We start from the raw sequence: 25,483 nt of genomic DNA, 5'->3' as shown, positions 1-25,483 counted from the left end.
ATAGGCGTTAATATTTGTGATTATTTTTTTCTACAGGGATTGGTAACTTGGCTGGATACCTCCATCCTGTCGCGCACAATCCAAGAGGTGATTGATGCGCGCCAACACGTCTGATGTACAAGACACCGCTACTGCAACACAACCGATCAAGGCTGAACGGTTGCGCTTGCTTGATCGTATCAGCAAGTACCGACAGCCCATCGGCCTGGCGGTTACCCTGCTGTTGTTTGCCATCGCACTGATTGCCTGTCGTCACCTGCTGAGCGAACTGGATCTGGATGCGCTGCACGACTCGATCCTCGAAGTCCCCAAACCCGCCCTGCTCGGAGCGCTGGGCGCGACCGTGGCCGGTTTCATCATACTGTTGGGCTACGAATGGTCGGCCAGCCGCTATGCTGGCGTAACGCTGGCACCGCGCACACTTGCACTGGGCGGCTTCACCGCCTTTGCCATCGGCAATGCCATCGGCCTGTCCATGCTTTCCGGTGGTTCGGTTCGCTACCGTCTATATGCACGTCATGGCCTGGGAGCGACCGAAGTCGCCCACATGACGCTGTTCGCCAGCCTCTCGCTCGGATGCGCCCTGCCGCCGCTGGCCGCGCTGGCCACCCTGAGCAACCTGCCCGGCGCCTCCGTGGCACTGGGGCTCTCGGAAACCTTGCTGGGCACCATTGCAGGCGCCGTACTGCTGCTGTCCACGGTACTCGCGATAGGTATTTATCGTCGTCGCCTGCCGGAACAACCCTACGCAGACAACCTGCTGGTCAAGGTCGGTCGCCGCACGCTGCGCCTGCCGGGGCGTCGACTGACCTTCCTGCAACTGGTGATCACCGCGCTGGACGTGGCCGCCGCCGCCACCGTGCTGTATCTGTTGCTGCCGGAAGCGCCACCCTTCGGTGCCTTTTTGCTGGTGTACCTGCTGGCGCTGGCCGCAGGCGTGCTCAGCCACGTACCGGGCGGTGTCGGGGTGTTCGAGGCGATTCTGCTCGCGGCCTTTTCCGACACCCTCGGTGCCGCGCCGCTGGCCGCCGCCTTGCTGCTGTATCGCCTGATTTATGTCGTGCTGCCGATGCTGGTGGCGTGCCTGTTGTTGCTGATCAATGAAGGCCAACGCCTGTTCCAGACGCGCCAGACCCTGCGTGCCGCCTCAGGTCTGGCAGCTCCGATCCTCGCCGTGCTGGTGTTCCTGTCGGGTGTGGTGCTGCTGTTTTCCGGTGCCACACCGGAAATCGACACCCGCCTGGAGCACATCGGCTTTCTGATTCCCCATCGCCTGGTCGACGCCTCGCACTTCGGTGCCAGCCTGATCGGCGTACTGTGCCTGCTGCTGGCCCAGGGCCTGCGCCGCCGACTGTCGGCGGCGTGGATGCTGACCACCATTCTGTTGCTGGTGGGCGCCCTGCTCTCCCTGCTCAAGGGCTTCGACTGGGAAGAAGCCACCCTGATGACCCTGACCGCTGCCTTGCTGGGGGTTTTCCGGACGTCGTTCTATCGCCCCAGCCGCCTGACCGAACTGCCCTTTTCGCCGCTGTATCTGGTCGCCAGTCTTTGCGTACTGGCCGCCTCGATCTGGCTGCTGCTGTTTGCCTATCAGGACGTTCCCTACAGCCATCAACTGTGGTGGCAGTTCACCCTCGATGCCGACGCCCCCCGTGGCCTGCGTTCGCTGCTGGGTGCCGCGGTGTTGCTGGTAGTTGTATCCCTGACCTGGCTGCTGCGCACCGCGCGCCCGGTGATTCACCTGCCCACCCCCGACGAACTGGAGCGTGCACACAAGATCCTCATGGCTTCGGCGCAACCCGATGGCGGCCTGGCGCTGACCGGTGACAAGGCGCTGCTGTTTCACCCCAACGACCAGGCGTTCCTGATGTACGCCCGCCGTGGCCGCAGCCTCGTGGCACTGTACGACCCGATCGGCCCTGGCCAGCAACGGGCGGAAATGATCTGGCAGTTCCGCGACCTGTGCGACATCCACCACGCCCGTCCCGTGTTCTATCAAGTCCGCGCCGAAAACCTGCCCTACTACATGGACATCGGCCTGACCGCGATCAAGCTCGGTGAAGAAGCCCGGGTCGATCTGCAGCGTTTTGATCTCGAAGCCAAGGGCAAGGAGATGAAAGACCTGCGCTACACCTGGAACCGGGGCACGCGCGATGGCCTGTCGCTTGAGATCCATGAACCGGGCCACGCCCCGATGGATGAGCTCAAGGTCATCTCCGACGCCTGGCTGACCGGCAAGAACGTGCGCGAGAAAGGCTTCTCCCTCGGCCGATTCAGCGATGACTACCTCAAGTATTTCCGCATTGCGGTGATTCGTTTCGAAGGGCGCCCGGTGGCGTTCGCCAACCTGCTCGAGACCTACGGCCATGACCTGGCCAGCCTCGACCTGATGCGCGCGCACCCGGACGCCCCCAAGCTGACCATGGAGTTCATGATGGTCGGCCTGATCCAACACTATAAGAGTCACGGATACGCGCGTTTCAGCCTGGGCATGGTGCCATTGTCGGGGTTGCAACCCCGTCGCGGTGCACCCCTGACCCAGCGCCTGGGCTCGATGGTTTTCCGCCGTGGTGAGCAGCTCTACAACTTCCAAGGCTTGCGCCGCTTCAAAGACAAATTCCAGCCTGACTGGGAACCCCGTTATATGGCCGTGCCCGCCGGACTCGATCCGCTGGTTGCCCTGGCCGACACTGCTGCCCTGATCGCGGGCGGCTTGACTGGATTGGTGAAACGCTGATGATTCAACGCTCCTTGCGCTACGTACTGGGCACGCTGGTTGTGCTGGCCCTGATTCTCGGTGGTGGCTACTGGTACCTGAAGCGCCCGGCTCCGGAGCCGACCCTCGAACAACTGACCCCGGCCGACGGCACCGTGATGACCCGCGTCATCCCGGGCAACACGCCACGCGCCCAGGTGCTGGTGGCGGTCAACGAAGACCAGAAACTCAGCGACAAACAATTGCTGACCCTGAGCCGCAGCGGCTCTGCGCAGATCGTTCAGGTGATCCTGCCCAAGGATTGCCTGCTGCAAAGCCGCGCCCTGCAAACCGGCCTGCGTGAGCTGAAAGGCCCGGCGACGCTGGTCAGCGGTATCGGCCCGGGTGCCGTGCTGGCGTGGCGCTGGTTGTCCGAACAGAAGAACGACAAGGCCCAGGCCGTTTCCGTGGACCTGGCCCTGGAAAAACCCGGCTGCACCCATCTGCTGCCGAAAAGCGCCGCCCACGGCCACTGGCTGGTGGCCTGGAACGACAACCCGGACGACACCAGTGCCGGCTTCGTACGTGACCAGCCGAACGCCGAAACCAGCATCAGCGACTACGACATCAACCTGCCACAGGTGCTGAACAACGAACTGCGCAAAATCCTCGTCGGCGGCGACAAGGCCGCCGGCGGCCTGCAAATCCCTGTGGTCGAAGTGCCAGCTGGCCAGGCCAAGGACACCGTGACCCTGTTCCTGTCCGGCGATGGTGGCTGGCGCGACCTGGACCGCGATGTCGCGGGCGAAATGGCCAAGATCGGCTATCCGGTGGTCGGCATCGACACCCTGCGCTACTACTGGCAGCACAAGAGCCCCGAGCAAAGTGCCCTGGACCTGACCGAACTGATGCAGCACTACCGGCAGAAATGGGGCACCAAGCGCTTCATCCTGACAGGCTACTCGTTCGGTGCCGACGTCTTGCCGGCCATCTACAACCGCCTGCCCGAAGCTGAACAACAGCGCGTCGACGCAATCATCCTGCTGGCCTTCGCCCGCACCGGCAGCTTCGAAATCGAAGTCGAAGGCTGGCTGGGCAACGCCGGCAAGGAAGCCGCCACCGGTCCGGAAATGGCCAAGCTGCCAGCCGCCAAAGTGGTGTGCATCTATGGTGAAGAAGAAACCGACGAGAGCGGTTGCACCGACAAAACCGCGGTAGGAGAAGCCATCAAGTTGCCAGGCGGTCACCACTTCGACGAGAACTATCCGGCGCTGGCCAAGCGCCTGGTGGATGTGATCGAGAAGCGCCAGGCCAAGGAAGAAGCGACAGCGCAGGAGTGACCTGAACCGCGCTGAAAAAGAAGCCCCCGCAACCTCTGGCTGCGGGGGCTTTTTCATTCAACACCGCCCCCTGTAGGAGCGAGCTTGCTCGCGATGGTCGTCAACGATAACGCTGGCTGCCTGAATGCCCGCGGTGCACTCAGGCTCATCGCGAGCAGGCTCGCTCCTACAGAAAGGCGACTTACATCTCCACCTGCGTCCCCAACTCGATCACCCGGTTCAACGGCAGATTGAAGAAGCGCAAGTTACCGTTGGCGTTCTGCAACATGAAGGCGAACAGCGCCTCGCGCCAGCGGGACATGCCCACCAGTTTGGAAGCAATGACCGTCTCGCGACTGAGGAAGTACGTGGTGCGCATCGGACTGAAATCCAGTTCCGCCAGATGGCACAGCTTCAACGCCTGCGGCACATCAGGCTCGTCGGTGAAACCGAAGTGCAGGATCACCCGGAAGAACCCTTCGCCATAGGAATCGACCTCGAAGCGCCGGTTCGGCGGTACCCGTGGGATGTCTTCGTAGACCACCGTCAGTAGCACCACCTGCTCGTGCAACACCTGGTTATGCAACAGGTTGTGCAACAGCGCATGGGGCACCGCGTCCGGCCGTGCGGTGAGGAACACGGCGGTGCCCTGCACACGATGCGGCGGCTGCACGGCGATACTGCTGATGAAGATATCCAGCGGCAGCCCGCCCTCATCGATACGGTCTACCAGCAACTGCTTGCCGCGCTTCCAGGTGGTCATCAGCACGAACAGCGCGAGACCGGCGATCACCGGGAATGCACCGCCCTGAACGATTTTCGGCACGTTGGCGGCGAAGTACACGCCATCGACCAGCAGGAACCCGAGACAGACCGGCACCGCGAGCACCGGCGGCCACTTCCACAACAGCAACATCACCGCCGACACCAGGATGCTGGTCATCAGCATGGTCCCGGTCACCGCCACGCCGTAGGCCGAGGCCAGGGCGTTGGACGATTCGAAACCCAGCACCAGCAGCACCACGCCGACCATCAGCGACCAGTTCACCGCGCCAATGTAGATCTGGCCCTGCTCGGCGCTGGAGGTGTGTCGGATGTGCATGCGCGGGATGTAACCGAGTTGGATCGCCTGGCGAGTCAGCGAGAACGCACCGGAAATCACCGCCTGGGAGGCAATGACCGTGGCCATGGTCGACAGCGCCACCAGCGGAATCAGCGCCCAGCTCGGCGCCAGCAGATAGAACGGGTTGCGCGCGGCTTCCGGATCACCCAGCAGCAGCGCCCCCTGACCGAAGTAGTTCAGCACCAGCGCCGGCAGCACCAGGATGAACCAGGCGCGAGCGATCGGCTTGCGACCGAAGTGGCCCATGTCGGCGTACAGCGCTTCGGCACCGGTCAACGCCAGTACCACCGCGCCAAGGATCGCCACGCCCATGCCCGGGTGCACGATGAAGAAACGCACGCCCCACACCGGGTTCACCGCCTTGATCACTTCCGGGTGCTGCAGGATGCCGTAGACACCCAGCGCGCCAAGCACCAGAAACCAGGTGACCATGATCGGCCCGAACAGGATGCCGATGCGCGCGGTGCCGTGGCTTTGGATCAGGAACAGTGCGACCAGCACAATGAGTGAAATGGGCACCACCCAATGGTCAATGCCATCGAATGCCAGCCCCAGACCTTCAATGGCCGAGAGTACTGAAATCGCCGGGGTGATCATGCTGTCGCCGTAGAACAACGCCGCGCCGATCAGCCCGCACACCACCAACAGAGTGCGCAGCTTTGCATGCCCCGCCGCCGCTCGCCGGGCCAGCGCGGTCAACGCCATGATCCCGCCTTCGCCCTGGTTATCGGCGCGCAGCACGAACATCATGTATTTGATCGACACGACCCAGATCAGCGACCAGAAGATCAGCGACAGGATCCCCAACACGCCGTCATGGGTAACCGGCACACCGTAGCCACCGGAGAACACCTCTTTGAGGGTGTACAACGGGCTCGTGCCGATATCGCCATAAACCACCCCGACCGCCGCCACCAGCATGCCGATCGGCTTTGCCGCCGAATGCCCGGCGCCCGCCGCGTGACTACTTGCCTGACCCATCCAACACTCCTGATTCCCAGACCGGCTTCTTCGAACGAAGCACTATGCTTTTTGATGCAGCATGCGCTGTTTTACCTGTTGTTACAGACGTTTTGTTGACTGTAAAAAATCGGTAAAGCCCAACGGCGCGAAGCATAGCGCAGCACTCGTCGTATTTCCCTGCATAAAGCTGGTCAAGTGAACGACTGATCGATAGAATTGCGCACTTTTTGATCAGAGGCGCAAAAAAGCGTCCGTCTGTCGCCTTGCCCCCGCCTTTATCGGCGAGAGGCTGGAGGCGTCACAAATACCGAGGTTAGACATGTCCACCACTCCTGCGCCGGCCAATCCGAAAGTTGGCTTCGTATCCCTGGGTTGCCCCAAAGCACTGGTCGACTCCGAGCGCATCCTGACCCAACTGCGCATGGAAGGTTATGACGTTGTGTCCACCTACCAGGACGCCGATGTCGTGGTGGTCAACACCTGCGGCTTCATCGACTCGGCCAAGGCTGAGTCCCTGGAAGTGATCGGCGAAGCGATCAAGGAAAACGGCAAGGTCATCGTGACCGGCTGCATGGGCGTGGAAGAAGGCAATATCCGCGACGTACACCCGAGCGTGCTGGCCGTGACCGGTCCACAGCAGTACGAGCAAGTGGTCAACGCCGTGCACGAAGTCGTGCCGCCCAAGCAGGATCACAACCCGCTGATCGACCTGGTGCCGCCGCAGGGGATCAAACTGACCCCGCGCCACTACGCCTATCTGAAGATTTCCGAAGGCTGCAACCACAGCTGCAGCTTCTGCATCATCCCGTCGATGCGCGGCAAACTGGTCAGCCGTCCGGTGGGTGACGTGCTCGACGAGGCCCAGCGCCTGGTCAAATCCGGTGTGAAAGAGCTGCTGGTGATCTCTCAGGACACCAGCGCCTACGGCGTCGACGTGAAGTACCGCACCGGTTTCTGGAACGGCGCGCCGGTGAAAACCCGCATGACCGAACTCTGCGAAGCCCTGAGCACCCTTGGTGTCTGGGTGCGCCTGCACTACGTTTACCCGTACCCGCACGTCGACGAGCTGATCCCGCTGATGGCCGCCGGCAAGATCCTGCCGTACCTGGACATCCCGTTCCAGCACGCCAGCCCGAAAGTGCTGAAGTCGATGAAACGCCCGGCGTTCGAAGACAAGACCCTGGCGCGTATCAAGAACTGGCGCGAAATCTGCCCGGACCTGATCATCCGCTCGACCTTCATCGTCGGCTTCCCCGGCGAAACCGAAGAAGACTTCCAGTACCTGCTGGACTGGCTGACCGAAGCCCAGCTCGACCGCGTTGGCTGCTTCCAGTACTCGCCTGTGGACGGCGCGCCAGCCAACGACCTGGACCTGGAAGTGGTGCCAGATGACGTCAAGCAGGACCGTTGGGAGCGCTTCATGGCGCACCAGCAGGAAATCAGTTCGGCGCGCCTGCAAATGCGCATCGGCCGTGAAATCGAAGTGCTGGTCGATGAAGTCGACGAGCAGGGCGCGGTTGGCCGCTGCTTCTTCGACGCCCCGGAAATCGACGGCAACGTGTTCATCGACAACGGCAGCAACCTCAAGCCAGGCGACAAAGTCTGGTGCAAGGTGACCGACGCCGACGAATACGACCTCTGGGCCGAACAGATCTAGTGGGAGCGAGCCTGCTCGCGAAAGCGTCAGCACATTCGACATCTTTGTTGACTGATTCGACGCTATCGCGAGCAGGCTCGCTCCCACAGGAGTTGCCCTGAATTCAAAGCCCCGCTCTTTTAACAAGATGCGGGGCTTTTTTACGGCTATCGTTTTGTGTGGAATGGACTCTCATCGCTAACAACACAAGGGGCAGACGGGCATGCGCCAACATTCGGTCATACAGACACCGAAACTGAGCGACTACGAAGAACTGACACGCGTCTGGGAAGCATCGGTGCGCGCCACTCACGACTTTCTGCCGGACAGCTACATCGAACTGTTGAAGAATCTGGTGCTGACCCGCTACCTCGACGCGGTGATGCTGATCTGCACCAAAGACTCGCGCCAGCGCATCACCGGGTTCGCCGGGGTCGCGGCGGGCAAGATCGAAATGCTGTTCATCGACCCGAATCATCGCGGCCAGGGACTGGGCAAGCAGTTGCTGCGCTACGCCATGGAACACCTGAACGCCGACGAACTGGATGTCAACGAACAGAATCCGCAGGCGCTGGGGTTTTATTTCAAGCAGGGGTTCGAGGTGATCGGTCGTTCGGAGGTCGATGGCATGGGGCAGCCATATCCGTTACTGCACATGCGGTTTCGCCAGAACCAGCAAGTAGCAGGCAATGGCTGACCCAACATAAAACACCTGTAGGAGCGAGCCTGCTCGCGATAGCGGACTATCAGTCGCCATCAATGTTCGATGCCACACCGCTTTCGCGAGCAGGCTCGTTCCCACAAAAAGCCCCTGCGGCAAAATGGTTCCGGGATTAACCCGCGCCACGCAGGTACAATGCCCACCCTTTTTTTTGTTACGGCCCCGTCATGACTGACCCGATTCGACTTTCCAAACGCCTCATAGAACTCGTCGGCTGTTCCCGTCGGGAAGCCGAACTGTTCATCGAAGGCGGCTGGGTCACCGTGGACGGCGAAGTCATTGACGAGCCGCAGTTCAAGGTCGGCGACCAGAAAGTCGAACTCGACAAGGACGCCAAGGCCACAGCACCGGAGCCGGTCACCATTCTGCTCAACGTGCCCGCGGGCATGGACGCCGAGACCGCCATGGCGACCTTGCGCGCCGACACCCTGAGCGAAGAGCACCGCTTCGCCAAACGCCCGCTCAAGGGCCACTTCCTGCGCCTGACCGCCAGCACCGACCTGCAACCCAATGCCAGCGGTCTGCTGGTGTTCACCCAGGATTGGAAGATCCTGCGCAAGCTCACGGCCGATGCCGCGAAAATCGAGCAGGAATATGTGGTCGAGGTAGAAGGCGACATGGTCGAGCATGGTCTCAACCGCCTGCAGCACGGTTTGACGTACAAGGGCAAGGAACTGCCTTCGGTCAAAGCCAGCTGGCAGAACGAAAACCGCCTGCGCTTCGCCATGAAGAATCCACAACCGGGCGTGATCGCCCTGTTCTGCCAGGCCGTCGGCCTGAAGGTCGTGGGCATCCGTCGTATCCGCATCGGCGGCGTGTCCATCGGAAAAGTGCCATTGGGGCAATGGCGCTACCTGTCCGGCAAAGAGAAGTTCTAAGGCTTCCCACGCCGCCAAACATTTCGGCACCGCGCCTGGTTGCGGTGCCCACAGCTGAATATCAGGACTGCACACATGATTCATAACGACGTACTGCGCAGCGTGCGCTACATGCTCGACATCAGCGACAAGAAAGTCGTCGAGATCATCAAGCTCGGCGGCATGGACGTGAGCCTGGCAGATGTTGTGTCCTACCTGGACAAGAAAGAGGAAGACGAGGAAGGCTTCGTACGCTGCCCGGACGACGTCATGGCGCATTTCCTCGACGGTCTGGTGGTCTTCAAGCGCGGCAAGGACGAAAGCCGTCCGCCAATGCCGATTGAAGTGCCAGTGACCAACAACATCATCCTGAAAAAGCTGCGGGTGGCCTTCGAACTCAAGGAAGACGACATGCACGCGATCCTCAAGGCCGCGGAGTTTCCGGTGTCCAAACCCGAGCTGAGCGCGCTGTTCCGCAAGTTCGGCCACACCAACTACCGCCCGTGTGGCGACCAGTTGCTGCGCAACTTCCTCAAGGGTCTGACCTTGCGCGTGCGTCCGCAATAATCGCCATTGCCCCTTGTAGGAGCACAGCTTGCTGGCGATGGCGTCCTTGAGATCGCCATCGCCAGCAAGCTGCGCTCCTACAAGAGCGGGCTGTATGAATTCCCATTCCGCACAAAAATAGTGGCTCCCCTTCCTGCGACCTACGACTAGGGTGTAATGACCTTCAGCTCTCAGGATTTGCCATGCACCCCTACTTCTCCCTGCAAGGCCGCGTCGCTCTGGTCACCGGCGGTACCCGTGGCATCGGCAAGATGATCGCCAAGGCCTTTGTCGAGGCCGGCGCCACGGTCTATGTCTGCGCCCGTGATGTCGAAGCCTGCCTGCAAACCGCCGACGAACTCGGTGCCTATGGCCAATGCCATGGCGTGGCGGCCAACCTGGCCACTGAAGAAGGCGTACTGCAACTGGTCGCGCGACTGGGTGAACAGATCTCCCATCTCGACATTCTGGTCAATAACGCTGGCACCACCTGGGGCGCGCCTTTGGAGAGCTACCCGATCAAGGGCTGGGAAAAAGTCATGCAGCTCAACGTGACGTCTGTCTTCAACTGCATCCAGCAATTCCTGCCACTGCTGCGCAAGGCCGGTTCACCGGAGAATCCGGCGCGGATCATCAACATCGGTTCAGTGGCAGGGATTTCGTCCTTTGGCGAGCAAGCGTACGCCTACGGGCCGAGCAAAGCGGCCCTGCATCAGTTGTCACGGATTCTGGCGCGGGAGTTGGTGAGCCAGCACATCAACGTCAACGTGATCGCACCGGGACGCTTTCCCAGCAAAATGACCCAGCACATCGTCAATGATGAGCAGGCAATGGCGCAGGATACGGCGCTGATCCCGATGAAACGCTGGGGGCGCGAAGAGGAAATGGCGGCGTTGGCGATCAGCCTGGCGAGCACGGCGGGGGCATACATGACCGGGAATATCATTCCGCTGGATGGTGGGTTCAGTCTCTAGATCGGCAGTGTGGCCATCGCGAGCAAGCTCGCTCCCACAGGGTTTGGTGGTAAAGCAGAAGTCTTCTACTACACACAAATCATTGTGGGCTTGCTCGCGAAGACGCCAGCACAGGCACAACTGACGCCGGGTCGATCGGGTTATCATGCCCGCCCCTTCTCTGCCTCGACCGCAAACCATGACCTACAACGTCTCCCCCATCGGCTTCGTGCACTCATGCTTCAAGGAGAAGTTCGCCATCCCGCGCCAGCCACAGCTGGCCCCGGCCGCGCGTGGTGTGTTGGAACTGGTGGCACCTTTCGATCAGGGTGATGCGGTGCAGGGGCTGGAGCAGGTCAGTCACGTCTGGCTGCTGTTCCTGTTTCACCAGGCCCTGGAAGAAAAGCCCCGCCTGAAGGTCCGCCCTCCCCGCCTGGGCGGCAACAAGTCCATGGGTGTGTTTGCCACTCGCGCGACGCATCGGCCCAATGGCATCGGCCAATCCGTGGTCAAACTGGACAAGGTCGAAGCCAATCGCCTGTGGATATCCGGCATCGACCTGCTGGATGGCACACCGATTCTCGACATCAAGCCCTACGTGCCTTACGCCGACATCATCGACAGCGCCTCCAACAGCATCGCCAGTGCCGCGCCGCAGCTGATTCCCGTGCAGTGGGCCGACAGCGCCCTGCAACAGGCTCACGGGCACGCTCAGCGCCTTGCAGAGCCGCTGGTTGAGTTGATTGAGCAGTGTCTGGCGCAGGATCCTCGCCCGGCGTACCAGACGCCCGCCCCGGAACGGGAATATGGGGCGCAGTTCTGGGATCTGGATGTGCGCTGGCACTATCCGACAGCGGATTCGATCCGGGTCCTGGAAGTCATTCCCGCAAAGGTCTAGGCACCAGAAACGAAAAAACCCGCATTGCCTTCTCGGGCAATGCGGGTTTTTGCTTTTGTGGGAGCGAGCTTGCTCGCGATTGCGGTTAGACATTCAACATCCATGTTGACTGGCAGATCGTCATCGCGAGCAAGCTCGCTCCCACAGGTTTGAGTGCCGCTTATTTCTCGACGAACGCACGCTCGATCAGGTAATCACCCGGCTCGCGCATGCGTGGCGAAACTTTCAGGCCGAAGCTGTTGAGCACTTCGCTGGTCTCGTCAAGCATGCTCGGGCTGCCGCACAGCATGGCGCGGTCGTCCTGCGGGTTGATCGGTGGCAGACCGATGTCGCTGAACAGCTTACCGCTGCGCATCAGGTCGGTCAGGCGACCTTCGTTCTCGAACGGCTCGCGGGTCACAGTCGGGTAGTAGATCAACTTGTCACGCAACGCTTCACCGAAGAATTCGTTCTGCGGCAGGTGCTCGGTGATGAACTCGCGGTAAGCGACTTCGTTGACGTAACGTACGCCGTGGCACAGGATCACTTTTTCGAAACGCTCGTAGGTTTCCGGATCCTGGATGACGCTCATGAATGGCGCCAGGCCGGTACCAGTGCTGAGCAGGTACAGGTGTTTGCCAGGCTTCAAGTCATCCAGCACCAGCGTGCCCGTAGGCTTCTTGCTGATGATGATCTCGTCGCCTTCCTTCAGATGCTGCAACTGGGAAGTCAGCGGGCCGTCTGGCACCTTGATGCTGAAGAACTCGAGATGCTCTTCCCAGTTCGGGCTGGCAATCGAGTAAGCGCGCATAAGCGGGCGGCCGTTGGGTTGTTGCAGGCCGATCATCACGAACTGACCGTTCTCGAAGCGCAGGCCCGGATCACGGGTGCACTTGAAGCTGAACAGAGTGTCGTTCCAGTGATGAACACTGAGGACACGCTCGTGGTTCATGTTGCTCATGTACGGGGACTCCTGGAGATTATCTGCGCATGCTCCGCGCTCTATGGACGGCGCGCAATTGCATCGCATTCTAATAGCAGAGAGAATATCTGTTAAATGGATTATTAAGATAAGGGTTATCGGTTATATCGATATGCGATTTACTCTCCGTCAACTTCAAGTTTTCGTCGCCGTCGCCCAGCAGGAGAGCGTGTCCCGCGCTGCCGGGCTGCTGAATCTCTCGCAATCGGCAGCGAGCACATCGATCACCGAACTGGAGCGTCAGTCCAGCTGCCAGCTGTTCGACCGCGCCGGCAAACGGTTGAGCCTCAACGCCCTCGGCAAGCAGCTGCTGCCGCAAGCGGTGGCGATGCTCGACCAGGCCAAGGAAATCGAAGACCTGCTCAATGGCAAATCCGGATTCGGTTCATTGGCCGTTGGTGCGACGCTGACCATCGGCAACTACCTGGCCACCCTCCTGATCGGTGGTTTCATGCAGCGCCACCCGGAAAGCCAGGTGAAGCTGCATGTACAGAACACTGCCAATATTGTGCAACAGGTCGCTCACTACGAAATTGATCTGGGTCTAATCGAGGGTGATTGCAGCCACCCCGACATCGAAGTGCAGAGCTGGGTCGAAGACGAGCTGGTGGTGTTTTGCGCCCCTCAACATCCGCTGGCGCAACGCGGCATCGCGACCATGAATGAATTGAGCCATGAAGCCTGGATTCTGCGCGAGCAAGGCTCCGGCACGCGGCTGACATTCGATCAGGCCATGCGTCACCACCACAGTGCGCTGAACATTCGCCTGGAGCTGGAACACACTGAAGCGATCAAGCGTGCGGTGGAGTCCGGGTTGGGGATTGGCTGCATTTCACGACTGGCACTGCGCGATGCATTCCGTCGTGGCAGCCTGGTACCGGTAGAGACACCGGACCTGGACTTGGCGCGGCAGTTTTATTTCATCTGGCACAAGCAGAAGTACCAGACCTCGGCAATGCGCGAGTTTCTCGATCTGTGCCGCGCTTTTACCGCCGGGGTTCAGCGCAGCGACGAGATCGTTTTGCCGGCAATCGCTTAAAGCAGAATCAGCGCCCAGACCAGCGCGATCATGGTCAGTGCCACCAATTGCGCGGCGCTGCCCATGTCCTTGGCGTTTTTCGAGAGCGGGTGCCGCTCAAGGGAAATGCGATCGATCGCCGCTTCCACTGCAGAGTTGAGCAACTCGACAATCAAGGCCAACAGGCAGACGGCAATCAGCAACGCCTGCTCGACGCGGCTGACGTTCAGGAAGAACGACAAGGGGATCAGGATGACGTTGAGCAACACCAGTTGCCGAAAAGCCGCTTCGCCGGTAAAGGCGGCGCGCAGGCCATCAAAGGAATAGCCAGAGGCATTGAGGATGCGTTTAAGGCCGGTCTGGCCTTTGAAAGGGGACATAAGAGTAGGTAACTGACCAGAAAAGGAGTGAGGAAACTAGATTAACCCAAGTCAAAAAAGCGTGAAGGTACCAGCCCTTAGTGGCTCGAAATTGACTCAAGTTGTTGCAGGAGCAATGCAGCCTGGGTACGGGTTCGTACGTTCAGCTTGCGGAAAATCGCAGTCACGTGAGCCTTGATGGTCGCTTCGGAAACACCTAGCTCGTAAGCAATCTGCTTGTTCAGCAAACCCTCGCAGACCATGGTCAGCACCCGGAACTGCTGGGGTGTGAGGCTGGCGAGGCCTTCACTGGCCGCCTTGGCCTCTTCGGAAACGCTGACCGCTTCGAATGCCTGCGCGGGCCAGTATACGTCGGCATCCAGCACGGAGCGCACCGCTTTCTGGATCACGCTCAGGTCACTGGACTTGGGGATGAAGCCGCTGGCGCCAAACTCACGGGACTTGACCATCACCGAAGCTTCTTCCTGGGCCGAGACCATGACCACCGGGATTTGTGGATATTGGCCACGAAGCAGAACCAACCCGGAAAAACCGTAAGCCCCCGGCATATTCAGGTCCAGCAGTACCAGATCCCAGTCGGCCTTCTCGGTCAGGCGGGCTTCCAGTTCGGCAATGCTCGCCACTTCCACCAGACGGACATCCGGGCCAAGTCCCAGGGTCAACGCTTGATGCAGGGCGGAACGAAAAAGCGGGTGGTCATCGGCAATCAGGATTTCGTATGTGGACATGTTCAAGTGATCCTGTTTTCAAACAACGCGAAGTACAGCCACGGAGCTGCACCTACAGGGCACGTTCAACACCAATACATACGGTGTATCAAATCCAGGCCGTGCCCTAATCGGCGCCAAGCATGCCCAGCGAAGCCGGGGTGGTCAAGCCGCATTCCCGGTACAGTTCTTTGCAGTATGGGCGACAATCAGCCCGTGACCGCCGCACTGTTTTGCACAAATGGCAACAACTCGGCATGAGCCGGCGTTTCAACATTCATGTCCAGTTGTCGCTTGGCATCGAGGTAATGCTGGCTGAATACATCGAAATAAGCGTCCAGTGCCGATGCAGCTTGCACATCGCCCGCCAGGTCCAGGCATAACGCCGCGACCTCGGCGGTGCACAAGTGCTCACTGCGGGTAGACCGGCGCAACTGATAGCGGGAGTGTTTTTCGGGCAGCAGGCTGAGGATCGGCAGCGCATCGAAGTAAGGGCTTTTGCGGAAAATTTTGCGTGCCTCGGTCCAGGTCGCGTCCAGCAAAATGAACAGCGGGCGTTTGCTGCTATCTGCCATCACCGTATTGGTGACGCGTTCCGGGGCGACGTACTCGCCAGGAAATACCAGATAAGGCTGCCATTGCGGATCGGACAGCAACGCCAGCAACTGCTGATCGACTTCGGTCCGCGACCAGATGAATGCATGGTTATCGCGCACTACATCGGCAATCAGCCAACCGGTATTGCTGGGCTTGAACACTTCCTTGCTGGTCATGATCAGGCAGACCCCGGAACGGGTCTCGACCTGCGGGCGCCAGGCACACAGGCAATGGCTCTCGATCACTCTGCAGTTTCGGCAACGGGGCGCGCGCCAGCCTCGGGCCTGAAGTGGCTTGATACCTTCATCTTCGCGTTGGTCACGCAGACGGGCTACGGCGTTGGGGGCGTGGTTCATCAAAGGCAACACCGGCAGACAGGGAAACTCGACACGAACGGCACTCGGCGGGGCAAATAAAGACCGGCAGTTTACCAGAGCCGCCGGCGCAAGCCTGTACCGTCCGGACGGGCTCCCCTATAATTCGCCGCCACTGAACGCACAGTCACGTGGCTGGTCGAACCACCAGTCACTGAACCAGGAGAGTTTCATGCTGCGCCTTATCGTCCCCACCGCTGCCATTCTGCTGGCGTCGTCCTTCAGCGCTCAGGCCGCGTCTCTGAGTGAGCAGAATCTGAACAAAGAGCTGCAAAATGTCGCCGCACAAAGCAGCGTTGGCACGCCACGGGCGATCAATGAAGACATTCTTGATCAGGGTTACACCGTTGAAGGCAAAACACTGATCAACCACCTGAGCGTACAAAGCAGCCACGCTCAGAAAATGCGCGCCGATCCTAAAGCGGTGTACTTCCAGCTTGGCGCCTCGGTTTGCAACAACCCCGGCTACCGCAAGTTGATGGCGAAAGGTGCGGTCATGCGTTACGACTTCACCGAAGTAAAATCCAATCGTCCGATCGGCTCGGCAAGCTTCCAGGAATCGGACTGCCCGAAAGCGACGCCGAAGAAAAAGTAATCAGTGGGATTTGGCGCGCCGCTGTTCATCCTCGGCGCGCAATTCTGCCAGCAGTGCCTGCAAGTAACGCGAGCGGCGCTCCCCCGCCTCCAGTCGTCGGCAGCACTCTTCTTCAAGACTCAAATGATTGGTCTCGGCCGATGACTTGAGCAATCGATACAGTTGCGCATCGATCTCTATTTCCAGAACGACTCTGGCCATGCTTCCCGCCTCCTGGCACCTCGCTCTCGTTGAGCGATCAATCCCTGTACCGCTTGTACCGTTGGCTCTGCGCTTGACGCAAAGCTGTCGTATGACGCCTGTAACTTAGTAAATCAGAGTGGGACACGTACGGCGCAGGTTCGGACGAGTGGTGAAACTACCTTGTAAATCGTCAATAAGCGGTTGCCAGGAAAGACTTTGCGGCGCAATGATCAACTCAGCGCAAATCACCACAAGGGTCTAGATTTCAAGGTATCTACCATTGTGTTTCAGGGCTGAAGGGGGCTGCCCGTTTCCCGTTGTGTCACGCGAACGTTTCTTTCATCCAAGGGAAAAACAGAGCCTGTATGGACGACCCGATGTCTGTTCGGGTCAAGTGAATCGCCCAGGCATGGGCCTGGGCAGACAGCGACACAGGAAGTGTCGTGGCGTCGACGAATGCGTTGTCGGAGCCTGGGGTTCTGTGCAGAAGGAGAAGTTGAATGCCTTACCAACCGAATGACCTCCTGAGCCGTCATTTTCAGGAAAGCGGCCACGACCTCATCAGCAAGGTCGAAGAACAACTCAACCTGGTTTCACCCAACAGCCCGAACACCCCCATCTACCGCGACATGATCCTGACCGTGCTGCGCATGGCCCAGGAAGACCACAATCGCTGGAATGCCAAGATCACGCTGCAGGCTCTGCGCGAACTGGAGCAGGCCTTCCGGGTACTGGAACAGTTCAAGGGGCGACGCAAGGTCACGGTATTCGGCTCGGCCCGCACTCCGAGTGAACATCCGCTTTATTCAATGGCCCGAGAACTCGGCGCCGCGCTCGCGCGCTCGGAAATGATGGTCATCACCGGTGCCGGTGGCGGCATCATGGCCGCGGCCCATGAAGGTGCTGGACGAGACAACAGCCTGGGCTTCAACATCACCCTGCCATTCGAACAACACGCCAACCCCACCGTTAACGGCACTACCAATCTGCTGCCCTTCCACTTCTTCTTCACCCGCAAGCTGTTCTTCGTCAAGGAAGCCGACGCACTGGTGCTCTGCCCTGGCGGGTTCGGCACGCTGGATGAAGCGCTGGAAGTACTGACGCTGATCCAGACAGGCAAAAGCCCACTGGTGCCGGTGGTGCTGCTGGACGTACCCGGTGGCAAATTCTGGCAAGGGGCGCTGGATTTCATCCACCAGCAGCTGGAGGAAAATCGCTACATCCTGCCCACTGACATGAAACTGGTGAGGCTGGTCCATAGCGCCGAGGAGGCGGTCGAACACATCAACCAGTTCTACAGCAACTTCCACTCCAGCCGTTGGCTCAAGCATCAGTTCGTGATTCGTATGAATCACAGGCTCAGTGACAGTGCACTCGAACATATGCAGGAAGCATTCGCGGACTTGTGCCTGAGCGATCACTTCCACCAGCACGCCTACAGCGATGAAGAACACGATGAAGCACAGTTCAGCCACCTGGCTCGACTGTCCTTCACCTTCAACGCCCGCGACCATGGCCGGTTACGAGAGTTGGTGGACTACATCAACCTGCCGGAAAACCGGGAGCAGCCTCAACTTCAGTCCCAGACCCAACAACGCTCGCGAGAACCTTCGAAGGTAACCTGAGGCAAAAAAAGGCCCGCTATCGAAATAGCGGGCCTTTTCATTCAGTCGTCCATGCCTCGGCCGCTGAGCAAGCGGCTGATCATTTCCATTGAATACCCCCGATAGACCAGGAATCTTCCCTGTTTGGCACGCTCCCGCGCATCTATCGGCAACTCGGAAAACTTGCGCCGCCAGGTGTCTTCCAATTGCGTCTGCCAGTCGATACCACACTCGCGTAAGGCCAGTTCGATATCACTGCGTTGCAGGCCACGCTGGCTCAACTCTTCACGAATGCGTAAAGGACCATAGCCGGAACGAGCCCGGTAGGACACGAAGCTTTCGAGGTAACGGGTTTCGGAAAGCAAGCCCTCTTCCGTCAATCGGTCGAGCGCTGTTTCGATCATTTCGGGGAGAGCGCCACGCTGACGCAGTTTGCGCGTCAGCTCGACTCGACCGTGCTCGCGTCGCGCGAGCAGGTCCATGGCGGTTCGCCGCACCGCGACGAGTGTATCGAGTACGGCGGTCATCGGATCAATCAGATATCAGCGTCAGCCAGATCGTCTTCGGTCTCTTTAACTGCAGAGGCCTTGGATTCAGCTATTGCAGATGGAGTCAGCAGCTTGTCGCGCAGTTGTTTCTCGAGCGCCGCTGCAACGTCCGGGTTATCCGCCAGGTACTTGGCCGAGTTGGCTTTACCCTGACCGATCTTGGTGCCGTTGTAGGCATACCAGGCGCCGGACTTCTCGACGAAACCGTGCAGGACACCCAGGTCGATCATCTCGCCATTGAGGTAGATGCCCTTGCCGTAAAGAATCTGGAACTCGGCCTGACGGAACGGCGAAGCCACCTTGTTCTTCACAACTTTGACGCGGGTTTCGCTACCGACGACTTCATCACCTTCTTTCACCGCACCAGTGCGACGGATGTCCAGACGAACCGAGGCGTAGAACTTCAGCGCGTTACCACCGGTGGTGGTTTCCGGGCTGCCGAACATCACACCGATTTTCATACGGATCTGGTTGATGAAGATCACAAGGCAGTTGGCGTTCTTGATGTTACCGGTGATTTTACGCAGCGCCTGGGACATCAGACGGGCTTGCAGGCCCACGTGCATGTCGCCCATTTCGCCTTCGATTTCAGCCTTTGGTACCAGCGCCGCCACGGAGTCGACGATGATCACGTCAACCGCGTTGGAACGCACCAGCATGTCGGTGATTTCCAGGGCCTGCTCGCCGGTGTCCGGCTGGGAAACCAGCAGATCGTCGACGTTGACGCCCAGCTTGCCGGCATATTCAGGGTCGAGGGCGTGTTCGGCGTCGACGAATGCGCAGGTCGCGCCAGCTTTTTGAGCCTGAGCGATCACGGACAGGGTGAGCGTGGTTTTACCGGAAGATTCAGGACCGTAGATTTCAATGATGCGGCCCTTTGGCAGACCGCCAATGCCCAGAGCAATGTCCAGACCCAGAGAGCCAGTAGAGATGGCCGGGATCGCCTGACGGTCCTGATCGCCCATACGCATTACGGCACCCTTGCCGAATTGACGTTCGATCTGACCCAGGGCCGCAGCCAAGGCTTTCTTCTTGTTGTCGTCCATTAAAGTCCTCACGTAATCAATAAGGCCTGACGGCCAACACCTGTATAAGTAGCCAGTATTATTCCACAGCGTTCGAGGATCGCCTACCCCTGATTTGAGATTTCTGCCGCGGCATACCGCAGCAACCCCTCTAGCGCGGCCTTCACCGTTTGTCGGCGGACCTCGTCACGGTCACCGGTGAAGTGTTGCAGCTCGCTGAACACCCGCTCACCCACGCCCCAGGCCAGCCACACCGTGCCCACCGGCTTGCTCGGTGAACCACCGTCCGGCCCGGCGATACCACTGACCGCCACGGAAAAGAATGCGCGACTTTTTTCCTGCGCCCCCTTGGCCATTGCCTCGACCACCTCACGACTGACGGCCCCTACAGTCGTGAACAATTCCACCGGAACATTCAATTGCATGTTCTTTTGCAGATTGGAGTAAGTGACATAACCGGCCTCGAACCACGCCGAGCTGCCGGGAATTCGGGTGATGGCCTCGGCGATCCCGCCGCCGGTACAAGATTCGGCCGTGGAGACATGGGCGTTGAGTATCTGCAAATGCCTGCCAAGGTCGGCGGCCAGTTGGGTGATTACTTTCACGGTCATCTCCTGATGGGGCGCAATTAGACCTACCGTACACGAGCGCATCGCGCTTGCAAGTTACAGGGCCGATCAAAATGTTAGCGGATCAGCGCCCTCACATAAGCCTGACAAGCCTGCAAAGCGATCAATCCGCGATCGCCCGCATCGGTGATGGCGATAATTCGTTGAGCATGCGCCGGGTCAAGTCGGGCGCGTACGGCGCCAGGACCCACGCCGCCGGCGCTGGAGGCGGCTGGCACTGCACCGACTGAAGCTGCGCCACTGGCATCGAGGAGGACTGACAACCGCACATCAGCAGTGGCAAGACGATCACGCAGGCGATCCTGATCACGTTGAACCTCGCTCAACACTCGGTAATGGGTTTGTTCGCTGGCCGACAGCTGCTGCTCAAGGGCCAGGCGCTTGCTCTGCTCGGCTCGTTGCTGCGCCGCTGCAACCAGGTTCAGTTGATTCAGAGTTTCACTGTGCAATCGAGCCTGATCTGCCAATTGCCGACCGTATCGCCAGTCCTGAACCCTCCAGGCCAGCGCCGCCGAGCCACAAGTCAACAGGACCAGCATCACAGCAGCACCAACCCACCGATAAGCGAAAGGCATCAAACCGAAGACTGGCATAACACCGCCCTCGCCCGCGCCCAGAGCTGCAAGCGATCCTGCAGCCCGTTCAGCCCGCCGTTGATACGGCGAGTGATGCTGTTGAACTGATCACGATCGGCCAGCTCATTGAGGCCATTCTGTTCCCAGAACCATGCCGCGGATTCAGCGGCCCACTGCGGCTGTTCCAACAATTCAGGCGATGCCAAAAGACGCTCATCACCAAACAGCCCAAGGCTGCATTGACGATAATTGTTGCGGCCGGTGATCTGGATCAGGCCGCGACCGCGATAACGTTGACCGTCGCCATCAGGCTCCGGGGTATTGCCCAGCCGGGAAGCCAGCGAGCCGGTGTCGTACTTGCTCAAGTATTGATCGCTGCCCAGCTCACGCACGTATCGCAATTGCCCCGACTCGTGGCCGACTTGAGCGAGAAAGGCTGCAATGCGCGAGGGCGTATTGATGTTGCGATGGGCCATGGCGCTATTGAGCACTGAAATGAAAACGCCCGCTTGAGAGCGGGCGTCGGGGAAAATCTTGAGTAACTGCTGTTCGGTAAGATACATCGCTCGCTCCGATGAGTTATGGAGGATCCATCCGCCTGGGATTGCCCGGCAATCACGTTCGTAAGTTTCCTCGGACTAACAACCCTGTTGAGCACGAAGTTACAGCCACACCCCGTGTGAGTGGACTCTGCAATTGTTGCGTCGTGTTATGTCGGCGAGCCCAGGCAAGTCGCCGCGATTTTGCAGCGATAGCTGTCTTTTCGATTGCCACTGGCCGTGACCTTGTCGATTGACCAGCGCCCACGCATGAAATCGGGCCAGGTGTCGTCCAGCACCACGATGCCTTCGGCGGACAGAGCGGGATTGCCAGGACAATCGATGTTCACCTTAAGTGCCTCACGCATCATCCTGCGAACTTCGCCCTCACAGGCTGCCCGGGCCTCCTCTGCATTCTGACAACGCCGACGCATACTCTTGAAAGGCGCAATGCCACTTTCGACAATGCGCTCCTTGCCAGCGGCAGCGTCCCACCAACTCATTTTGCAACCCTGATATTTCGCCCGGGCGGTCTCATCCAGGTTCGCGGCGATGAAAGCGTGGTCATCCGGACGATTGTTCATCGTCACTGATAGCCTGACATTGGGCAGTACCTTGCCCGACAGTGATTTGGCTTGCCCACGCCGCGCCAGCACATAGAGTTCGTTGACCGGTTTGGCCACCGCGTCGTGAATCCAGGCCAGACGTGTCAGAAACCCCATATCGGTTTCGTTGGCTTGATCAATGTGCTCGATCCTGATCAAGGCCAGATCGGGCGCGACACGGGGAGAAAAACCGTGCCGCGAAGCCAACTGACGAAACAGCGCGCCGAGTGTTGTCGGGCCATGGCTGACGGACCGACGCAGTTTGAAACCCGTTTCGTCCGCCGCCCTGAAGGGCGCTGCCGTGGCCACGAGTGTCAGCGTGAGGGGAAACAATTTGGGTGTACGCCGGCTGATCACGAACTCGCCTTTATCCACCATTCCCGTCTCCAGATAACCGACCCGCAAGCCGATTTTCCCACCCAGATCTGGAAGTCCCTCCAATCCATGCAGATCGATGGTCAGCGTCAACTGATCGGATTCGATTCCTGCCGCGTCGATGTGCTGCCAGTCGATCAAACGTTCGTTGAGCAGTGTCGCGTTGGCACCATAAATTTCCACTGCCGGGGTGAATCCAAGCGCCATGGAGCCTCCTTAATCCCAGGCCGAAATAGGCCGGGTCACAATGGGTCGGGAATCAATTTCCGGCAGGCTGACCCAGACACCCGCCGGCAATATGGCCCCCTGCTCCGCCAATGTCGGATTGAGTCGCCAGAGCGCTTCCTCCACCGCATCGTCACTGCGACCCAGTTCCCGAAATAGCAGCAAACTCACAGAATCTCCGGCAATGCTTCTGACTCTACGCATTGGTGTACTCCGTCAGTTCGATCGTCCAATCGATCACCATCGCCGTGCCGTCATCGATGATCAGGCTCTGGTTTTCCGTCAGGTTGCTGATGCGCCACAGGCCCCAGTTGCGACCGATCCCGTCGACCAACGGCAACGGCACTCGCAACGCCTGCAAGGCACGCAATTCATCCAGGCGTTCCATCGCCAGCGCGTACATCGACTTGCCTCCTATGATCAGGCTCTGCAAGCCTTGACCGGTCTGGCTGGACCTGGGTTTGCTGGACATGATGTCGATGTTCATCCAGCCCCCGTCAGACTTACGCTGCAGAGTGCTGTAAGCGAAATTTCTGGACAGGCCGAAAATGAAACTGCCCAGTGCCATTTGCTGTTTCATCAAACCGCTCCATCTGTCAGGGCCGTATCACGTCGTGTGGCGAGGGCGTTGGTCGGCATGAGCTGGCCCAACTGCCCCAGCGTCGTTTGCACCACAAGATTCGCCAACTCCCTGGCGCTGGCCAGATCCTGACCGTTGATCTGGATCGTGGAATTGAACGTAATGGGTTGATTGTCCGTGCGGGTACTGGTCAGGTCGTTGCTGACCTGAGCGGGCGAACCGAGTCGATCGGCTGCCGGGGTCGCCAGCTTCGCCCCGAGAGACGCACCGGACTCGCTCCCCAACCAACCACCGATCAGCCCACCAAGAAGCCCGCCGATAGCCGTGCCGACAACAGGAACGAAACTGCCCAATGCAGCGCCTGCGAGCGAGCCGGCAGAAGCTCCGGCCCAACCGCCACCGGCAGCCCCCAGTCCCGCACCGACCATGCGGGCGTCACCGGCAACGACCCCTTCGGTCACGTCAGCGACGGCGCTGATGATCTTCAGCGGGCCAAACGCCTTGCCAGCCAGAGGACGCAATGCAGCAACAGGACTGAGCGCATAACGTGCGCCGGGGGCCCGCACTTCTCGCCCGCCTGAAAAACTGTTCAGTTTATCGGTAGAACCGGTACCCGGATTTGCGTTCATTTCCTGCGTACCGGCGTGAAACTCACCCCTGAGGCCCTCGGCAGGCACGCCACCAGACCGGCGACGGAGACGGGCCGCCGCACCACCCAATACCCGCTTGGCCGCTCGATTGGACATCTCATCCACGACTGCCTTGGACAGCCAACCCACCAGCGACTTCACTGCCGCAGCGGCCACCACGATGACAGCGGTGGCTGCCGAACTGTATTTGGCCAAATTACTCAGGCTGTCGGCCAATGAACCGAGGGAGGAAAGCGCGATATCCGATATAGGGGCCAGTGCATCGCCAGTCACTGTCGACAAACGATCACTTTGTGCGTTGAAGATGTTCAATTGCCCTTGCCGGGTATTGGACTGCGCCAATGCCGACTGCCTGATGGAACCCTTGTCTCCCAGCTCGGAAGTGGCGTACTGGCGTTTGTCCTTCACCTGCCAGAAAGCTTCATTCAAATCCGCAAGATTTTGCGACAGTCGCAGCGCCGCTTCATCACCGTTGGCAAACAGCGTTGTCGCCAGCATCGAGCGATTCTCGACAGGCTTTGCGTTCAGCGCCGCCAGCACCGACATCACGGCGCCCGGAGCCTGATCCTTATCGCGCAGAAGCCTCGCCACTTCGCGAGGGTCAATGCCCAATTGACCCCAGGCCGCTCGCTCCTTCACTGATACCTGATCGCCCTTGCCCAGAGCCGTGATGATGCTCTTGAATGCGCTGCCGGCATCGGCCTTTTGCGTCCCGGTGTTCAGCAATGCCGCCGTGAGTGCCGCGGCTTGCTCGGGCATCAGGCCTGCTGCTGCGGACGTACTACCGTGACGCTGTAATACCGCCCCAATGTCAGCTGCTTGCGCAACACCGGGTATTTTGCCCAGATGATGGGTGGCGTCCGCCAGATCAAATGCCTCAACACCGCTGAGCTTCATGGACGTACGCCAACCGGCCATCATTTCACCGACCTCCAGGGCCGGTACCTTGAACGCTGCCGCAGTCACTGCGGCATCGCTGGCGAAATGCAGCAATTCAAACTGCCTGTCCGAAGTATTCGCAAGTGTTTTGCCGATACCAGCGCTGGCGGCCAGGCTTTCGAGTCTTGTCAAATCAACCGCACTGGTACCCCCAGCCGCCACCATCGGGGTAGTTGCCATTTGCAGGTTTGACTGCCCCATGCCATCGCTCTGAGGTCGGGTCAGTTGAGCCACACTGCGCAAGTCTGCCAATGCCGAATCCATGGCCATTGCCGGTTTGAGCATGTCGGGTGGCTCAATGCGACCTGGCGATTTATCGGCCGCTGTTTGTCCACTGACTGATGCATTTTTCGCATCTGCAACTGGTGCCCTCAACATCGAACGTTGCAACGACAGCGTCAGATTCAACGACTCGATAGCCGAGGTCAGCAGGCCGATCTTGAGGCTGGACGTGATCAGTGCCTGAATTAGCCCATTGATTGGTGCACTGTTCGTTACAGTGACACCCTGGCTGACTTCACCGAGCGTCATCTCTGCGGCATTGATGCCTGCATTCATGAGCGAATATTTTGTGTCTGCCATGCCGCTCTACTCCTGTTTCACGCCAAGGCGAGTGATCGCTATGTCGTAGCGGCGCAACGCCTTTGCGACGTCCCACTCCAG

At 59.6% G+C, this 25,483-nt stretch carries 26 protein-coding genes; 11 read left to right on the top strand and 15 right to left on the bottom strand.

The window, feature by feature from the left end:
* Window positions 1–94 precede the first annotated feature (94 nt).
* Window positions 95–2,737 (top strand): bifunctional lysylphosphatidylglycerol flippase/synthetase MprF, encoded by a 2,643-nt coding sequence (mprF, locus tag DKY63_RS25880; protein WP_110966716.1) that lies wholly within the window; start codon window positions 95–97, stop codon window positions 2,735–2,737.
* On the top strand, window positions 2,737–4,035 hold the full coding sequence (locus DKY63_RS25875; RefSeq protein WP_110966715.1) for a virulence factor family protein: 1,299 nt from the start codon (window positions 2,737–2,739) through the stop codon (window positions 4,033–4,035). The genes mprF and DKY63_RS25875 overlap by 1 nt, the downstream gene beginning before the upstream one ends.
* 181 nt (window positions 4,036–4,216) lie before the next feature.
* Here the strand turns inward: DKY63_RS25875 and DKY63_RS25870 are convergent, their stop codons facing one another.
* The gene (locus DKY63_RS25870) at window positions 4,217–6,118 is read right to left on the bottom strand and encodes a potassium transporter Kup (protein WP_110966714.1); all 1,902 of its coding nucleotides are present in this window, start codon (window positions 6,116–6,118) and stop codon (window positions 4,217–4,219) included.
* 301 nt (window positions 6,119–6,419) lie between these two features.
* On the opposite strand from DKY63_RS25870, the gene rimO reads away from it, so the two are divergent.
* The 6 genes from rimO (at window position 6,420) to tsaA (ending at window position 11,711) form a co-directional block, all read left to right on the top strand.
* Window positions 6,420–7,757, top strand: coding sequence for a 30S ribosomal protein S12 methylthiotransferase RimO (gene rimO / locus DKY63_RS25865; protein ID WP_110966713.1), 1,338 nt, complete (start codon window positions 6,420–6,422; stop codon window positions 7,755–7,757).
* Between the two features lie 202 nt (window positions 7,758–7,959).
* Window positions 7,960–8,433, top strand: coding sequence for a GNAT family N-acetyltransferase (locus DKY63_RS25860; protein WP_110966712.1), 474 nt, complete (start codon window positions 7,960–7,962; stop codon window positions 8,431–8,433).
* Between the two features lie 191 nt (window positions 8,434–8,624).
* Complete coding sequence (locus tag DKY63_RS25855; protein ID WP_110966711.1) at window positions 8,625–9,335, top strand: rRNA pseudouridine synthase; 711 nt, start codon at window positions 8,625–8,627, stop codon at window positions 9,333–9,335.
* Window positions 9,336–9,410: 75 nt separating this feature from the next.
* Entirely contained in the window at window positions 9,411–9,881 is a 471-nt protein-coding gene (locus DKY63_RS25850) for a DUF1456 family protein (RefSeq protein ID WP_110966710.1), read from the top strand.
* Between the two features lie 182 nt (window positions 9,882–10,063).
* Window positions 10,064–10,834 (top strand): SDR family oxidoreductase, encoded by a 771-nt coding sequence (locus DKY63_RS25845; protein WP_110966709.1) that lies wholly within the window; start codon window positions 10,064–10,066, stop codon window positions 10,832–10,834.
* A 178-nt stretch (window positions 10,835–11,012) separates the two neighbouring features.
* Entirely contained in the window at window positions 11,013–11,711 is a 699-nt protein-coding gene (gene tsaA, locus DKY63_RS25840) for a tRNA (N6-threonylcarbamoyladenosine(37)-N6)-methyltransferase TrmO (RefSeq protein ID WP_110966708.1), read from the top strand.
* A gap of 160 nt (window positions 11,712–11,871) precedes the next feature.
* Here tsaA and fpr read toward each other — a convergent pair whose 3' ends face one another.
* A complete protein-coding gene (fpr, locus tag DKY63_RS25835) occupies window positions 11,872–12,651 on the bottom strand; it encodes a ferredoxin-NADP reductase (RefSeq protein WP_003443014.1) in 780 nt (259 codons plus the stop codon).
* Window positions 12,652–12,784: 133 nt separating this feature from the next.
* On the opposite strand from fpr, the gene DKY63_RS25830 reads away from it, so the two are divergent.
* Window positions 12,785–13,711, top strand: a complete 927-nt coding sequence (locus tag DKY63_RS25830) for a LysR family transcriptional regulator (RefSeq protein WP_110966707.1) — start codon at window positions 12,785–12,787, stop codon at window positions 13,709–13,711.
* Here DKY63_RS25830 and DKY63_RS25825 read toward each other — a convergent pair.
* The 3 genes from DKY63_RS25825 to DKY63_RS25815 all read right to left on the bottom strand — a co-directional run bounded on the left by DKY63_RS25825 (window position 13,708) and on the right by DKY63_RS25815 (window position 15,730).
* Window positions 13,708–14,070 carry a diacylglycerol kinase gene (locus tag DKY63_RS25825; RefSeq protein ID WP_110966706.1) on the bottom strand — a complete coding sequence of 121 codons (363 nt, stop codon included), beginning with the start codon at window positions 14,068–14,070 and terminating at the stop codon, window positions 13,708–13,710. The two genes, DKY63_RS25830 and DKY63_RS25825, sit on opposite strands and share 4 nt — an antisense overlap.
* Window positions 14,071–14,147: 77 nt before the next feature.
* The gene (gene erdR / locus DKY63_RS25820) at window positions 14,148–14,798 is read right to left on the bottom strand and encodes a response regulator transcription factor ErdR (RefSeq protein WP_110966705.1); all 651 of its coding nucleotides are present in this window, start codon (window positions 14,796–14,798) and stop codon (window positions 14,148–14,150) included.
* Window positions 14,799–14,986: 188 nt separating this feature from the next.
* Window positions 14,987–15,730, bottom strand: a complete 744-nt coding sequence (locus DKY63_RS25815; protein ID WP_110966704.1) for a tRNA-uridine aminocarboxypropyltransferase — start codon at window positions 15,728–15,730, stop codon at window positions 14,987–14,989.
* Between the two features lie 190 nt (window positions 15,731–15,920).
* On the opposite strand from DKY63_RS25815, the gene DKY63_RS25810 reads away from it, so the two are divergent.
* A complete protein-coding gene (locus DKY63_RS25810) occupies window positions 15,921–16,343 on the top strand; it encodes a PA3611 family quorum-sensing-regulated virulence factor (RefSeq protein ID WP_110966703.1) in 423 nt (140 codons plus the stop codon).
* On the opposite strand, the gene DKY63_RS25805 is transcribed toward DKY63_RS25810, so the two are convergent.
* Entirely contained in the window at window positions 16,344–16,544 is a 201-nt protein-coding gene (locus tag DKY63_RS25805) for a hypothetical protein (RefSeq protein WP_110966702.1), read from the bottom strand.
* Window positions 16,545–17,026: 482 nt separating this feature from the next.
* Here DKY63_RS25805 and DKY63_RS25800 point away from each other — a divergent pair, with 482 nt between their 5' ends.
* Window positions 17,027–18,151, top strand: a complete 1,125-nt coding sequence (locus DKY63_RS25800) for a TIGR00730 family Rossman fold protein (protein ID WP_110966701.1) — start codon at window positions 17,027–17,029, stop codon at window positions 18,149–18,151.
* Between the two features lie 41 nt (window positions 18,152–18,192).
* On the opposite strand, the gene recX is transcribed toward DKY63_RS25800, so the two are convergent.
* The 9 genes from recX to DKY63_RS25755 form a co-directional block, all read right to left on the bottom strand.
* Entirely contained in the window at window positions 18,193–18,657 is a 465-nt protein-coding gene (recX, locus tag DKY63_RS25795; RefSeq protein ID WP_110966700.1) for a recombination regulator RecX, read from the bottom strand.
* 8 nt (window positions 18,658–18,665) lie between these two features.
* Complete coding sequence (gene recA / locus DKY63_RS25790) at window positions 18,666–19,724, bottom strand: recombinase RecA (RefSeq protein WP_110966699.1); 1,059 nt, start codon at window positions 19,722–19,724, stop codon at window positions 18,666–18,668.
* An 83-nt stretch (window positions 19,725–19,807) separates the two neighbouring features.
* Entirely contained in the window at window positions 19,808–20,308 is a 501-nt protein-coding gene (locus tag DKY63_RS25785) for a CinA family protein (protein ID WP_110967984.1), read from the bottom strand.
* Window positions 20,309–20,388: 80 nt separating this feature from the next.
* Entirely contained in the window at window positions 20,389–20,925 is a 537-nt protein-coding gene (locus DKY63_RS25780; RefSeq protein WP_110966698.1) for a lysis system i-spanin subunit Rz, read from the bottom strand.
* Window positions 20,907–21,470, bottom strand: a complete 564-nt coding sequence (locus DKY63_RS25775; RefSeq protein ID WP_110966697.1) for a glycoside hydrolase family 19 protein — start codon at window positions 21,468–21,470, stop codon at window positions 20,907–20,909. The genes DKY63_RS25780 and DKY63_RS25775 overlap by 19 nt, the downstream gene beginning before the upstream one ends.
* A gap of 146 nt (window positions 21,471–21,616) precedes the next feature.
* Window positions 21,617–22,633 carry a phage late control D family protein gene (locus tag DKY63_RS25770; protein ID WP_110966696.1) on the bottom strand — a complete coding sequence of 339 codons (1,017 nt, stop codon included), beginning with the start codon at window positions 22,631–22,633 and terminating at the stop codon, window positions 21,617–21,619.
* 9 nt (window positions 22,634–22,642) lie between these two features.
* Window positions 22,643–22,855, bottom strand: a complete 213-nt coding sequence (locus DKY63_RS25765) for a tail protein X (RefSeq protein WP_110966695.1) — start codon at window positions 22,853–22,855, stop codon at window positions 22,643–22,645.
* Window positions 22,848–23,231, bottom strand: coding sequence for a phage tail protein (locus tag DKY63_RS25760; RefSeq protein ID WP_110966694.1), 384 nt, complete (start codon window positions 23,229–23,231; stop codon window positions 22,848–22,850). Before DKY63_RS25760 ends, DKY63_RS25765 begins: the two co-directional genes overlap by 8 nt.
* A complete protein-coding gene (locus DKY63_RS25755) occupies window positions 23,231–25,402 on the bottom strand; it encodes a phage tail tape measure protein (protein ID WP_110966693.1) in 2,172 nt (723 codons plus the stop codon). Before DKY63_RS25755 ends, DKY63_RS25760 begins: the two co-directional genes overlap by 1 nt.
* Between the last annotated feature and the right edge of the window lie 81 nt (window positions 25,403–25,483).

It is taken from the genome of Pseudomonas putida (genome assembly GCF_003228315.1).
In the GTDB taxonomy this organism is placed as follows: domain Bacteria; phylum Pseudomonadota; class Gammaproteobacteria; order Pseudomonadales; family Pseudomonadaceae; genus Aquipseudomonas; species Aquipseudomonas putida_S.
This window is presented reverse-complemented; position numbering and strand designations above follow the sequence as displayed.